General features: G+C 70.2%; 10 protein-coding genes. 6 read left to right on the top strand and 4 right to left on the bottom strand.

Features of this window, described 5'->3' with window-relative positions:
• Window positions 1-17: 17 nt before the first annotated feature.
• Together IG84_RS0117735 and IG84_RS0117730 are read right to left on the bottom strand one after the other, a co-directional pair.
• Window positions 18-803, bottom strand: coding sequence for an SDR family oxidoreductase (locus IG84_RS0117735; RefSeq protein WP_031057861.1), 786 nt, complete (start codon window positions 801-803; stop codon window positions 18-20).
• Complete coding sequence (locus tag IG84_RS0117730) at window positions 800-1,984, bottom strand: acyl-CoA dehydrogenase family protein (RefSeq protein WP_031057859.1); 1,185 nt, start codon at window positions 1,982-1,984, stop codon at window positions 800-802. Before IG84_RS0117730 ends, IG84_RS0117735 begins: the two co-directional genes overlap by 4 nt.
• 46 nt (window positions 1,985-2,030) lie before the next feature.
• Here IG84_RS0117730 and IG84_RS0117725 point away from each other — a divergent pair, with 46 nt between their 5' ends.
• From IG84_RS0117725 to IG84_RS0117710, 4 genes are read left to right on the top strand one after another with little or no spacing between them, the layout of a single operon-like run.
• Window positions 2,031-2,882 (top strand): enoyl-CoA hydratase, encoded by an 852-nt coding sequence (locus IG84_RS0117725; RefSeq protein WP_031057856.1) that lies wholly within the window; start codon window positions 2,031-2,033, stop codon window positions 2,880-2,882.
• Window positions 2,882-4,096, top strand: coding sequence for an acyl-CoA dehydrogenase family protein (locus tag IG84_RS0117720; protein ID WP_031057853.1), 1,215 nt, complete (start codon window positions 2,882-2,884; stop codon window positions 4,094-4,096). Before IG84_RS0117725 ends, IG84_RS0117720 begins: the two co-directional genes overlap by 1 nt.
• A complete protein-coding gene (locus IG84_RS0117715; protein WP_031057846.1) occupies window positions 4,096-5,091 on the top strand; it encodes an acyl-CoA dehydrogenase family protein in 996 nt (331 codons plus the stop codon). Before IG84_RS0117720 ends, IG84_RS0117715 begins: the two co-directional genes overlap by 1 nt.
• Window positions 5,092-5,096: 5 nt before the next feature.
• On the top strand, window positions 5,097-6,167 hold the full coding sequence (locus tag IG84_RS0117710; RefSeq protein WP_107053912.1) for an acyl-CoA dehydrogenase family protein: 1,071 nt from the start codon (window positions 5,097-5,099) through the stop codon (window positions 6,165-6,167).
• 22 nt (window positions 6,168-6,189) lie between these two features.
• Here IG84_RS0117710 and IG84_RS0117705 read toward each other — a convergent pair whose 3' ends face one another.
• Window positions 6,190-6,792 carry a PadR family transcriptional regulator gene (locus IG84_RS0117705; RefSeq protein WP_037800492.1) on the bottom strand — a complete coding sequence of 201 codons (603 nt, stop codon included), beginning with the start codon at window positions 6,790-6,792 and terminating at the stop codon, window positions 6,190-6,192.
• A 131-nt stretch (window positions 6,793-6,923) separates the two neighbouring features.
• Between IG84_RS0117705 and IG84_RS0117700 the strand changes: the two genes are divergently transcribed.
• Window positions 6,924-8,591 (top strand): FadD3 family acyl-CoA ligase, encoded by a 1,668-nt coding sequence (locus IG84_RS0117700; RefSeq protein WP_051861967.1) that lies wholly within the window; start codon window positions 6,924-6,926, stop codon window positions 8,589-8,591.
• A gap of 165 nt (window positions 8,592-8,756) precedes the next feature.
• Here the strand turns inward: IG84_RS0117700 and IG84_RS0117695 are convergent, their stop codons facing one another.
• Window positions 8,757-12,194 carry a type ISP restriction/modification enzyme gene (locus IG84_RS0117695; RefSeq protein ID WP_031057815.1) on the bottom strand — a complete coding sequence of 1,146 codons (3,438 nt, stop codon included), beginning with the start codon at window positions 12,192-12,194 and terminating at the stop codon, window positions 8,757-8,759.
• 479 nt (window positions 12,195-12,673) lie between these two features.
• Here IG84_RS0117695 and IG84_RS0117690 point away from each other — a divergent pair, with 479 nt between their 5' ends.
• Window positions 12,674-13,282 (top strand): PadR family transcriptional regulator, encoded by a 609-nt coding sequence (locus IG84_RS0117690; protein WP_051861895.1) that lies wholly within the window; start codon window positions 12,674-12,676, stop codon window positions 13,280-13,282.
• Window positions 13,283-13,285: the final 3 nt, after the last annotated feature.

Genomic DNA, 13,285 nt, shown 5'->3' with positions numbered 1-13,285 from the left:
CATTGTCGCCCGGCCGCTCACGCACGCTGGCTGCTGACCGGTACGACCTCGCCCGTCATGTACGACGAGTACGCGCTGGCCAGGAAGACGATCACGTTGGCGACCTCCCAGGGCTCGGCGTACCGTCCGAACGCCTCGCGCGCGGTCAGCTCCTGCAGCAGTTCGTCGGTGGTGACCTTGGCGAGGTGCGGGTGCATGGCCAGGCTCGGCGCCACGGCGTTGACGCGCACGCCGTACTCGGCCGCCTCGACCGCCGCGCAGCGGGTCAGCGCCATCACACCGGCCTTGGCGGCGGCGTAGTGCGCCTGCCCGCGCTGGGCGCGCCAGCCGATGACGGAGGCGTTGTTGACGATGACGCCTTCCTGGCCGGTGGCCTTCATCCGCCGGAGGGCGGCGCGGGTGCAGCGGAAGGTGCCGTTGAGTGTGACGTCGAGGACCCGGTCCCACTGCGCGTCGGTCATGTCGACCAGGTCGGCGGTGCCGCCGAGCCCGGCGTTGTTCACGACGATGTCGAGCCGCCCGTGGCGCTCCTCGGCCAGGTCAAGAAGGGCCGCGACCTGTGCCTCGTCGGTGACGTCGCAGGGCAGCACAGCGACCTTCTCCGCGCCGAACTCCGCGGCGAGCGCTTCCCCGGACTCCTTGAGCCGGCGGGCGTGCGCGTCGGAGAGGACGACGCGCGCGCCTTCCTCCAGGAGCCGGCGGGCTGTGGCGCCGCCGATGCCCGCGCCGGCCGCGGCGGTGACGACGGCGGTGCGCCCAGCGAGGAGGGAGTGCCCGGGTACGTACGGGGGCGGCGGGGTCACGCGCGTGCCTCCTTCGGCAGGCCGAGCACGCGCTCGGCGATGACGTTCCGCTGGATCTCGTTGGAGCCGGCGTAGATCGTGTCGGAGCGGGAGAAGAGGAAGAGCCGCTGCCAGCCGGTGAGGTCGTACGGCTCGCCGGCGGCCAGCATCCCGTCGGCGCCGCAGACGTCCATGGCGAGTTCGCCCAGCTCACGGTGCCAGGTGGCCCAGAAGATCTTTCCGATGGACGCCTCGGGGCCCGGCGCACCGGCCGCAACGCCGTCGAGCATCCGCAACGCGTTGCAGCGGATGGTTTCCAGGCCGGTCCAGGCGCGGGCGATCCGGTCGCGGATCAGCGGGTCGGCGGCGGCGCCGTTGGCCTTGGCCAGCTCGATGACGGCTGTCAGCTCGCGGCGGAAGCCGACCTGCTGGCCGAGGGTGGACACACCGCGCTCGAAGCCGAGCGTGGCCATGGCGATGCGCCAGCCGTCCCCGGGCGCACCGACGATGTTGTCGGCGTCCGTACGCGCACCGTCGAAGAACACCTCGTTGAATTCGGAGGTGCCGGTGAGCTGGGTGATCGGCCGGATCTCGACGCCCGGTTGATCGAGCGGCACCAGTAGGTACGACAGTCCCGCGTGCCGTACGGAACCCGGCTCCGTACGGGCGACGACGAAGCACCAGTCGGACTCGTGGGCAAGGGACGTCCAGATCTTCTGCCCGGTGACCACCCAGTCGCCACCGCCATCACCATCCCCGCCGTCCCGCTCCGCCCTGGTCCGTACGTTGGCCAGGTCGGAGCCGGCGTCCGGCTCGCTGTACCCCTGGCACCACAGCTCCTCGACCGAGACGATCTTCGGGAGGAAGCGGGCCCGCTGCGCGGGCGTGCCGAAGGCGATGAGGGTGGGGCCGAGCAGTTGCTCGCCGATGTGGCCGACGCGGGCCGGCGCCTCGGCGAGGGCGTACTCCTCGTGGAAGGCGACCTGCTGGGCGAGGGTCGCGCCCCGGCCGCCGTACTCCCGCGGCCAGCCGATACAGGTCCAGCCGGCGGCCGCCATGTGCCGCTCCCAGGCGAGGCGTTCGGCGAACGCCTCGTGCTCCCTGCCGGGCCCGCCGCGGCCGCGCAGACCCGCGAACTCGCCGGTGAGGTGGGCCCGCAGCCAGGCGCGGGCCTCGGTGCGGAACTCCTCGACGCTGCTCATGACCGTACGTTAACCTACCAAACACTTGTTAGGGAAGGAGTCGCAGATGCCCACTGTGCCCGACGACGAGCCCGTACGTTATGAGCGGCAGGGACCGGTCGCGACCGTCACCATGAACCGGCCCGACTACCGCAACGCCCAGAATTCAGCGCTGACTTACGCCCTGGACCGCGCCTTCTACCGCGCGGCCGACGACGACGAGGTCAAGGTCGTGGTCCTCGCGGGCGCCGGCAAGCACTTCTCAGCGGGCCATGACATCGGCACGCCCGAGCGGGACGCCCATCTCCCCTTCGACCGCAAGGCCGGGCTGTGGTGGGACCACAGCGACAAGGCGGGCGCGGAGAGCCGCTTCGCCCGCGAGTCCGAGGTGTACCTCGGGATGTGCCGCCGGTGGCGCGAGCTGCCCAAACCGATGATCGCGAGCGTGCAGGGCGCCTGCGTGGCGGGCGGCCTGATGCTCGCCTGGATCTGCGACCTGATCGTGGCCTCCGACGACGCCTTCTTCGCCGACCCCGTCGTGCGCATGGGCATCCCCGGCGTCGAGTACTTCGCCCATCCGTGGGTCATGCCGCCCCGCATCGCCAAGGAATTCCTCTACACCGGCGACCGGATGACAGCGCGCCGCGCGTACGAGGTCGGCATGATCAACCGGGTCGTACCGCGCGCTGAACTCACCGACCAGACAATGGAGTTGGCGCACCGCGTCGCCGAGATGCCCCGGATGGGACTCGCCCTCACCAAGCGCGCCGTGAACCAGGCCGAGGACCTGCAGGGCCTGCACACAGGGCTGGACTCCGTCTTCGGCCTGCACCACCTCGCCCACGCGCACAACGCCGAGACCGCGCACGACTCGCTCGGCGGCATGGACGTCCGGGGCATGAAGGAGGCGTCCTCCTGATGGACCTGGACCTCTCCCCCGCCGACGAGGCGTTCCGGGCCGAGGCCCGCGCCTGGCTCGCCGCGCATGTGCCCCGCGCTCCGCTGCCCTCACTGGAAACGGCGGAAGGGTTCGCGGCCCACCGGGAATGGGAGCGCGAACTGGCCGCCGGGCGCTGGTCGGTGGTCTCCTGGCCCGAGGAGTACGGCGGCCGGGGCGCGTCCCTGCTCCGCTGGCTGCTCTTCGAGGAGGAGTACTACGCGGCCGGGGCGCCCGGCCGCGTCAGCCAGAACGGTATCAACCTGCTCGCCCCGACCCTGTTCGAGCACGGCACGCCCGAGCAACTGGCGCGTGTACTGCCGGACATGGCGAGCGGCCGGACGGTCTGGGCCCAGGCGTGGTCCGAGCCGGAAGCGGGCTCCGACCTGGCGTCGCTGCGGTCGACGGCGGTACGGACCGGTGGGGGCACCTCCCGCTCGAGCGGAGCCGAGAGTGGGAGAGGCTGGCTGCTCAGCGGCCAGAAGACCTGGTCCTCCCGGGCCGCCTTCGCCGACCGGGCCTTCGGGCTCTTCCGCAGCGACCCGGCCGGCGCGGCCGGCGGCAAGCCGCACCGGGGGCTGACGTATCTCATGTTCCCGCTGGACGCGGATGGGGTGACCGTACGGCCCATCGGGCGGCTCGACGGCAAGCCCGCCTTCGCCGAGATCTTCCTCGACGAGGTGTTCGTGCCGGACGCGGACGTGATCGGGGAGCCGGGGCAGGGCTGGCGGGTGGCGATGAGCACGGCGGGCAACGAGCGCGGGCTGACGCTGCGCAGCCCGGGCCGCTTCCTCGCGGCGGCCGACCGGCTCGTCGCGCTGTGGCGCGAGCGCGCCGACCCGGCCGACACCGCGCTGCGCGACCGGGTGGCCGACGCGGTCATCGGCGCCCGCGCGTACCAGCTCTTCACGTACGGGAACGCGTCCCGGATCGCGGCGGGAGGAACGCTGGGTGCCGAGTCGAGTCTGAACAAGGTCTTCTGGTCCGAGTACGACATCACGCTCCACGAAACGGCGCTCGATCTGCTCGGCCCCTGCGGGGAGTTGGCGGACACGGCGCAGGACGCGCCCGCGCACGGCTCCTGGGCCGAGGGGTACACGTTCTCGCTGGCGGGGCCCGTCTACGCCGGCACCAACGAAATCCAGCGCGACATCATCGCCGAGCGACTGCTCGGTCTGCCGAAAGGACGCCGGTGATGTGGTTCCTCCCCGACGACGCACAGCGGGAGTTCGCCCGCTCCCTGAACGCCCTGCTCACGGCGGCCGATACGCCCGCGGTGAGCAGGGCCTGGGCGGCCGGGGACACCGGTCCCGGCCGCCGGCTGTGGACCCGCCTCGCCGACCTGGGCGTCTTCGCCCTCGCCGTACCGGAGGCGTACGAGGGCGTGGGCCCGCTGCCGGTCGAACTCGCCCTCGCATTCACGGAGTTGGGGCGCCACGCGATGCCCGGACCGGTGGTGGAGACGGTGGCGGCCGCGGCTTTCCTGGACCGGCTGGGCGACGGGACCGGGACGGCGGCCGGTGACTGGCTGCCCGGCATCGCCTCGGGCAAGACCGTCGCGTCCTTCTGCGTGGTCACCGGCGGGAACCCCTACGCGCTGGACGCGGCGGACGCCGACGCGGTCCTCGTCGTCGACGGGGACACCGTACGCATCGCGGAATCGACGGGTCCCGTGCAGCCCTCGGCCGACCCGGCGCGCCGCCTGGCCCGGCCGCTCGGCGGGACCGTACTGGCGCGCGGGCCGCGGGTGACAGCGGCCGCCGCGCACGCCGCCGATGTCGCGGCGCTGGCCACGGCGGCGCAGGCGCTCGGGCTGGGCCGCGCGCTGCTGGCGCACACCGTGGAACACGTCCGGCAGCGGACCCAGTTCGGGGTGGTCATCGGGTCGTTCCAGGCGGTCAAGCACCGGCTGGCAGACACCCTCATCGGCCTGGAGTTCGCCGAGCCGCTGCTGTACGCGGCGGCGCTGGGGCTGGCGGCGGGCGATGCGGCGGACATACCGGCGGCGAAGGTGTCCGCCTGCGAGGCCGCGTACGCCGCGGCCCGCACCGCCCTCCAGTTGCACGGCGCCCTCGGGTACACCGACGAGCTCGATCTCTCCCTGTGGATGCGCAAGGCCCGTGCGCTGCGGTCGGCGTGGGGCAGCCCGGCGGACTGCCGCGCCCGCGTACTGGAAGGGGCCAGGGCATGAGGGGGCTGGCGCTGACGGAGGAGCAGGAGGAGCTGCGGTCCGCCGTACGGGCGGTACTCATGCGGCACGAGGGCGCGGCGGCCTGGCGGCCGCTGACGGAGCAGATCGGCGTCGCGGGGCTGGCGGTGCCCGAGGAGTACGGCGGCGCGGGTTGCGGGGGCCGGGAAGTGCACGTCGTGATGGAGGAGTTGGGGCGGGCGCTGAGTCCCGTACCGTTCCTGGGTTCTGCTGTGCTCGCGATGCAGGCGCTGCTGGCGTCGGGCGATGCGGGAGCGTGCAAGGCACTGCTGCCGCGGTTGGCCGAGGGGCGGGCCGTCGGGACGCTGGCCTGGGCCGAAGGCGGGTCCTGGGATCCGGTGGCGGTCCGGGCGGCGGCCACTCCGGGGCCGGGCGGGGTGTGGCGGCTCACCGGTACCAAGGAGTACGTACTGGACGGGGCAACGGCCGAGGTAGTGCTCGTGGCGGCCCGTACCGAAGCCGGGGTGTCGCTCTTCCAGGTGGCGGTGGACGGTGCGGGGGTGCGCCGCGAGGCGGCGGTGACGATGGATCAGACGCGGGCCCTGGCGCGCGTGGTCCTCGACGGTGCCGAGGGGCGGCTGATCGGCACGGACGGCGACGGCGGCCGGGTCCTGGGGCGGGTGCTGGACCTGACCTGTGCGGCACTGGCCGCCGAGCAGGTCGGCGCGGCCCAACGCTGCCTCGAACTCACCGTCGCCTACGCCAAGGACCGCGTCCAGTTCGGCCGCCCCATCGGTTCCTTCCAGGCGGTCAAACACCGGCTGGCGGACGCGTACGTGCTGGTGGAATCGGCCCGGTCGGCAGCGCTGGGCGCGGCGTTCGCTGCGGGCACGCCCGAGGCGTCCCGGGCCGCGGCCGTCGCCAAGTCGGTCTGCTCGGAGGCGTTCTCGGCGGTGGCGGGCGAGATGATCCAGTTGCACGGCGGGATCGGCATCACTTGGGAACACGACGCGCACCGGTACTTCAAGCGGGCACACGGTGCGGCCCGGCTGTTCGAGCCGCCCGCCTGGCACCGGTCGCGGCTGGCGGCGGACCTGGGCCTGCCGGCGATCGTCTAGTCCTCGTCCGGGCCGCCGCCGTCTAACCCCCGTCCGGGCCGCCGCCGTCCTGCCGTTCCGCCAGTTCCTCCAGCTCCGCCAGCATCTCGGCGGCTCGGTCGCGCTCCGCCGCGTAGTACCGCTCCGCCCACTTGAGGGTGAGCTCGGTGTAGGCCCACGCGTCCTCGGTGGCGGCGCCCTCGGCGTCCGCCGCCGCCCGCCGTCGCATGGTCTCGGCGTACTCCTGGTGCGTGCCGAGCACCTCTCGCATCCGGTCCGGGCCCATCAGGTGTCCGAGCCACAGTCGCAGCATGACGCCGTGCTTCAGCACCGGCGGCTCGACCGGCGCCTCCCGCGTCCAGGCGCGGACGGCGGCCGTCCCCGCCTCGGTGATCCGGTACACGCGCTTGCCCCGGCCGCCGGTCTCCGGTGTGACCGTCCGCGAGGCGGCGTAGCCGTGCTTCTCCAGCCGCTTGAGCTCACCGTAGATCTGGCTGAACGACGGGCTCCAGTAGAAGAAGCCCAGCGACCAGTCCGCCCATTTCTTCAGGTCGTAACCGGACAGCTCCGTACCGAAGGAGAGCAGCCCGAGCACCGCCCAGCCGGTCGCCGGCAGCTCCGCGCCACTCTTCTCGTCTTCCGCCACCACCGCAGTCTAGGGAGTCGACGTGGCGCTTCTCCCACTGGACGGGACTTCGCCGTAGCCACCGCCGCGGCGGACCGGTGAGATGGCCGCGGGACTCGGCAGCGGAGCAGGAGGGCGTGATCGTGATCAGCATGGACAGCCGCGGGAGCGGCGAGGCGGACGCGCACGGCCCCGTCACGGTCGCGCAGTTGGCGGACTCCGCCGCGGCCGCGTTCGGGGAGGCGGAGGCGCTGGCCGACGGCGAGGTGCGGTGGAGCTTCGCGCGGCTGCGGGACGAGGTGCACGCGGCGGCGCGGGCCGCCGTCGCGCACGGTGTGGCGCCCGGCGACCGGGTGGCCGTCTGGGCGCCGAACAGCCGGCGGTGGATCGCGGCGGCGCTCGGCGCGGTCTCGGTGGGCGCCGTGCTGGTACCGGTGAACACCCGCTACAAGGCCGCGGAGGCCGCCGACATCATTCGGCGCAGTGGTGCCCGTCTCCTCTTCACGGAGCGCGGCTTCCTCGGCACGGACTACGTCGCGATGCTGCACGACTCGGGTGCGGATCCGGGTCTGCTGCGCAGCATGGTGGTCCTGCGTGACGGGGCGACGGACCCGGCCGCATCGCACGGGTACGACGCGGTCTCCTGGGACGACTACCTGGCGGCGGGCGCCGCGGTCCCCGATGCCGAGCGGGCGGCCCGTACCGCCGCCGTACGCCCCGACGACCTCTCCGACATCCTCTACACCTCCGGCACCACGGGCCGTCCCAAGGGCGTGATGGTCACACACGGGCAGACCGTCCGGGTCTTCGAGAGCTGGTCCCGCGCGATCACACTGCACCCCGGCGACCGCTATCTCCTCGTCAACCCCTTCTTCCACACCATGGGGTACAAGGCGGGGGTGCTCGCCTGTCTGCTGCGCGGGGTGACGATGCTGCCCGAGCCGGTCTTCGACACCGGCCTGGTGCTGCGCCGGATGGCCGAGGAGCGGGTGAGCGTGCTGCTCGGGCCGCCGACCGTCTTCCACGGCCTCATCCGCCATCCCGGGCGCGAGCGGCACGACCTCTCGGCGCTGCGGCTGGCCGGTACCGGCGCCGCGATGGTCCCCACCGCGCTGATCGAGGAGATCCGCCGGGAGCTCGGCGCGACGGACGTCTTCACGGCGTACGGGCTCAGCGAGTCGACCGGGGTGGTCTCCATCTGCCCCGCCGACGCGGACGCGGCGACGGTCGCCCGTACCGTCGGCGTCGCGCTCCCCGGCACGGAGCTGCGGGTGGTCGGCCCGGACGGCCGCGAGCTGCCGCCCGGCCGGCCCGGCGAAGTGGTCACGCGTGGCTATCACGTCATGGCCGGTTACCTCGACGACCCGGAGGCCACCGCGCGCGCCGTCGACGAGGACGGCTGGCTGCACACCGGTGACGTCGGCGTGCTGGACGAGCGGGGCTATCTCTCCCTCACCGACCGGCTCAAGGACATGTACGTGGTGGGCGGCTTCAACGCGTATCCGGCGGAGGTGGAGCACGCGCTCGGCGCGCACCCCGCCATCGCCGAGGTCGCCGTCGTCGGGGCGCCGGACGAGCGGCTCGGTGAGGTCGGCGTGGCCTTCGTCGTCCCCGACCCCGCGCAGGAGCCGCCCACCCCGGACGGCCTCACCGCCTGGGCCCGGGAGCGGCTCGCCAACTTCAAGGTGCCGCGCCGCTTCCACCTCATACCGGAACTTCCGCGCAACGCGAGCGGGAAGATCCTCAAGACGGAACTGCGCCGCGCGGCACGGGAGGACCGCCCGCTCAGGAGGACAAAGGAGGATGAAGGAACAGAGTGACTAGCCCCAGCCGCTCGACTGCACCCTCTATGTGACGCAGACGATGCACCCGCCCGCCGCATCAGATGCACCACCTTGCCGGCCCTCACGGCGGGGGCTCCTTTCCCAGTCCGGCCGACCTGGCGCGTGGGACGCGGCCGAACCGCCCTGCTCCAATGATGGTCGTCACGGCTTCTGGCCAGGATGACGTCCTTTCTGACGTTGGCGCCTGGGCGTGGTACCGGTCCCTCCTGCGTCCGGCCGCACTTCTATCGGCTGTACGGCATGCCGTGTCTGGACGTCGATGCCTTCGAGCCCAGGAAGCATGTCTGCGGGACACGGCAGGGGCCGGGTCTTAGCCGCCTGGGGCGGCACCGCAAGAATCCTGCGCCGACGCAGTTCCTGAACAGTGATGAGCGGGCCGTTCAGGACCCGTTCCAGCAGCTGGGCCTGCGCAGGCTCGAGCTGCGTCAGGTGTCGCAGCGCCGCCAGTATCTCCTGCAACTCGTGACTCCACGTCGGCCGCCATTCTGTGGCCCGGATGTCGTCGAGAGGGCTGCCCCTGCGCCCGGCCGACCGGCCGTTTCGCCGGCTCAGCCATCTGTCGAGGACGTTGTGCCCGCCTACCTCGTAGGAGCGCATGCGCTCGGTCACAGAGGTGAACACACCCGAGCCGATGCGCAGCTTCTGGCCCGAGGCGTCGTACTCCACGCGGGTCGGTAACTGATCCCGGCCCACCGGTACCGCATACTCGATGCGCGGTTCGGCGGACGACCACATGGCATCCCCGCCCACCGGCCGACCGTCCGACTCATCGGCGCACCGCTCCCCGAATGTCGCGGCCCAGATCACTCTTCTGCCCAGCGCCACGGCCTCCTGCCACAGAGCGCGGTCAGCTGTGAGCGGCGCACGTATACCCGGAGTGTTGAGTTCGTCGACGAAATGGTGGGTGAAAGCGGGGTGCGCGGTGAGCGCAGCGACGTAGGCGACGAGAGCGTCGGCCGTGACCGGCAAGCCGCCGAAGGAATTGGCAAGGTGTTGCAGGAGTCCAGGTGCGACGTTGGGCGAGCCATCCGCGTGCCGGAGGGGTAGTACGCGGCCGCCTCTGCTATTGAAGCAATGCTTGTCCGGAAGGAGCGATGAGAATACCAACGCCGGTCCGGATTTGATCGGTTGTGAGTGCTGTTCGACGACATACAGTTGGTCCGGAATTGCAGCTTCCCATAAATCGGGGCGTGGCGTGTCCAGCAACCGGTTGTCCGGGATGATCCACTGCCGGTCGAAAGCACGGTAAGCCACTCTGACGGGCTCCGGGCACTCCCCGGTCTCCTCTCGGATGGGTCGTGGTCGCTGCGGAAAACCGGGCAGGGACTCCACAGCGCTGTCCAGACTGCGATCGCGCGTCTCTTTGAACAAGACGCGCTGCGCCGCTTCCTCCGGCTCCGCCAGCAGACGTTGCCACCGCTCGCCCAGCTTCTCCTTGTCCGGACCGCACACCCAGGTGCGATTGGCTTGCACCCCTGGCTTCGTCCAAGGAAAAATTTCCCCCAGCGCCGGAAATTCGTCCCAGTCCGTCCGCGCCTCCGGCGTGAAGGGGGACTGCCAATCACTGCGTACCGTGGCCCAGTCCTCGCTGCACATACTCAGAGCCGCCAGCTTCCGGTATTTGTCCTCACGGTGGCCATTGAGTGCGGTGTAGCGGATCATCGCCGGTTGGTCAGCACCCGCTCCCGGACTTCGCACGAACAACGCGATCGCCAGTTGTTGCTGTACGGGTGGGAAGATACGGGTATGGGCCGGCGGTTGGATTCCTTCCGGACTCAAATCGATGATCCAGCCATCGGAGCACATACGTCGAAGGTATTCCCGCATACCCTTGAAACCGGGCCCACGCAGGAAACCTGCCGTGGTGACGAAGCACACGATGCCCTGCTGGTGTTCGGGCTCGTGTTGTTCGAACACTTTGTACGTGGCCCAGCGCCAGAAGTAGACGTAGAGGTTCTTGAGCTTGTGCTCGTGCGTCCCATTGCTGCCACCGATCCGGAAGCTGTCGAGCAGCGGTCGTCCACGTCCCGGCGAGCCCTTCTCGATCCACCCTCCGTCGCCTTCCGCTTTCTCTCGGTCAGGTGGATTGCCGATGATCACGGTTACCGGCCACTCCCGCTTGATCTCATCGGCCGCGGCGCTGTTGGACACCAGTGGCGCGTACGCCGCTCCCAGGTCGAGAACCGCCCCCTTCTGCCAAGGGTCGGCGAGCGTATCGGTGAGGTGAAGCCGCAGGTCCTTGAGCCTGACGTGGGTGTCCTGCTTTCTCAGAGTCTGAGTGATGCGCATTTGCGCAACGGCGTACGCGCCCATTTGTCGCTCAAAGCCGATCAGTCGACGCGCGAGTTGCTCGATAGCCTCTCCCCGGAACCCGTCACCACGTAGCGCCCGCCGGTCAGCCACCAGATCGATGATCTCGCTGAGGAAGGTGCCAGTGCCCATCGCGGGATCGACAATAGTGACCCGATCGTCGGCAAAGCCTTCTGGGCAGTGCAGATTCGTCCTCAGCACCTCGTCCGCAAGTCTCGTCATGTGCTCCACGAGCGGCTTGGGCGTGTAGTAAGTACCGGATCGTCGACGCAGGTCACGATCGTATGCCTGGAGGAAGTGCTCATAGAGATCGACGTGGGCGTTCGGTTCGCGTTCCCGAATAGGACTCCAATTCACCACCCCGACGATACGCACCAGCATGTTGAGGCAGTGAGCGAATCGTTCACCGACATCGTCCGTTAGAATCTGCAGCGCCCGGCCCATGACCGTATGGTCTGCACCTAGTTGCCTCCCCACTTCGTGGAGTGTGCGACCCGAAACCGGGATATCTTCAACTCTGGCCAGCAGCAGAGCAAACGTCACAGTCTGGGCATATCGGTCCGCGAAGGTTCGTTCGTAATGACCGACGTTCGCCCCTGGGAAAAGGACTTGTTCCCAATCCTTCGCCAGGGCGGTGAAGGGACCAGGACGGCGACTGCGCCGCCCCCGGGACTCCCGCTCCTCTTCCGTCAGTCGCTCGGCCACTTCTTCCCGTAGCAGTTGACACAACGGCGCCACATACCGTACGAGCTGTCGGACACTGGTGATCGGCTGCGGACACCAGAAAAGGAAATCCCGCAACAGTTCCTCGAAGTCAGCAGCGTCCGGCCCCCGCGCGCGCAGCCGGTGCCCCACGCGCGCCAAGTCACCTTCAAAATGCACGGTCCGCACGGGTTCCGGCCCACCTTGGTAAAGGGTCCATGAGCGGCCGTTGGTGTAGAGGACGTTTGGTAGCTGGTGCATCAGCTCCCACTGTTTCCGGTCACGCCCTTTCAGCCCACCGGGGGTGACATCTTTCTCCGGCCGCTTCAATTCCACATACCCAGTGGTGTGGCCACTCGCGCTCACCGCGTAGTCGGGGCGCACTCCCAACTCCGGCCGGCGTACCTCAGGGTAGAGGCGGAGCTGGAGGCGCCACCGCTTTCCCACCGCCACCAGAAGCCGCTCGACCGGTCCGCGAATGGCGGCTTCCGGGTCCCCTCTACCGATGCGGTCCTTGCACTCGGCGCCATACTCCGAAATGAGTCGCTGTAACCACGAATCTGCCACCGGTCCCCCTCAGCGCCCAAGGCGACGTGAGGCCGACGAGGTCCCAGGAGCTCAACCCTTCCGGCCGCGCCCTGGCATCCATCCGGTCACCGGCACCTCCAGTGACACGATGCCTTCACCGTACGAACTACACGAAAGGAGCGCCAAGAGAGCGCGATGGGGCGCACGTTGGCAGAGCGGCGCACGCGGCTGCCACTGACACCCGCATCAGGTGCTCGCAGCCGGACTGCATACCGGCTGACAGTGCCGCGTCGGCTCGCTCTCAGTACCCGGCTCCGGTGGCACAACCGCGTCGGCCGTTCTCCCAACGACGAGAAGACGTCCGAGGCAATGACCACCACAGCTCTGCGGCGTTTCGCAACAGCGGGGGCTGTCCGCACAGAATTATCTTGCCTCCGCATAGGCACCGGGCCAGGAAACCACCTGGCGGAAGCCCCAACAGCGCAGGACCTTACCCGTCCGGTCCTATACTCACGCCCGTGACCGACTCGACCGCGCCCTTCGACCCCGCTGAACTGCCGCCCACGAGCTGGGCGGTGCTCGGGCTGCTCTCCTTCGGGTCCGAGCTTTCCGGGTACGACCTGAAGAAATGGGCCGATTCGAGCCTGCACTTCTTCTACTGGAGCCCGTCGGCCAGCCAGGTCTACGGCGAGCTCAAGCGACTGGAGAAGCACGGTTACGTCACGTCGCGGACGGTGATCCAGGACGACGGCGTGCGTGGCAAGCGGATGTACAGCATCACTCCGAGCGGCAAGGAGGCGGCGGCGCGGTGGGTCAGCGAGGCGCCGGTCGAGCCGCCGGTCCTCAAGCACGGCGTCATGCTGCGGCTGTGGCTCGGCCACCTGACCGAGCCCGACGAGCTGCGCGCCGTCCTCGAACAGCACCGCGCGTACGCGGAGAAGATGACCCGCCGTGCCCGCGCCACGGCCGAGGGCTCGACGAAGGAGCCCTCCTGGGCGTACACCGAACTGGTCCTGCGCTGGTCGGAGAAGTACTACGCGGCGGAGCGGGAGTTCGCCGAGTCGGCGCTGCGGGACCTGGACGAGGTGGCCGCGAAGGTGCGCGCCGCGGAACAGAAACACGACTGAGCG

Origin of the sequence: Streptomyces ochraceiscleroticus, assembly GCF_000720485.1 — a bacterium.
Classification (GTDB): Bacteria; Actinomycetota; Actinomycetes; order Streptomycetales; family Streptomycetaceae; genus Streptomyces; species Streptomyces ochraceiscleroticus.
This window is presented reverse-complemented; position numbering and strand designations above follow the sequence as displayed.

What these genes read in the sequence shown, in the direction of transcription:
- IG84_RS0117730 (WP_031057859.1), bottom strand. Translation starts at nt 1,984, where the DNA reads ATGAGCAGCGTCGAGGAGTTCCGCACCGAGGCCCGCGCCTGGCTGCGG.
- IG84_RS0117725 (WP_031057856.1), top strand. Translation starts at nt 2,031, where the DNA reads ATGCCCACTGTGCCCGACGACGAGCCCGTACGTTATGAGCGGCAGGGA.
- IG84_RS0117720 (WP_031057853.1), top strand. Translation starts at nt 2,882, where the DNA reads ATGGACCTGGACCTCTCCCCCGCCGACGAGGCGTTCCGGGCCGAGGCC.
- IG84_RS0117715 (WP_031057846.1), top strand. Translation starts at nt 4,096, where the DNA reads ATGTGGTTCCTCCCCGACGACGCACAGCGGGAGTTCGCCCGCTCCCTG.
- IG84_RS0117700 (WP_051861967.1), top strand. Translation starts at nt 6,924, where the DNA reads ATGGACAGCCGCGGGAGCGGCGAGGCGGACGCGCACGGCCCCGTCACG.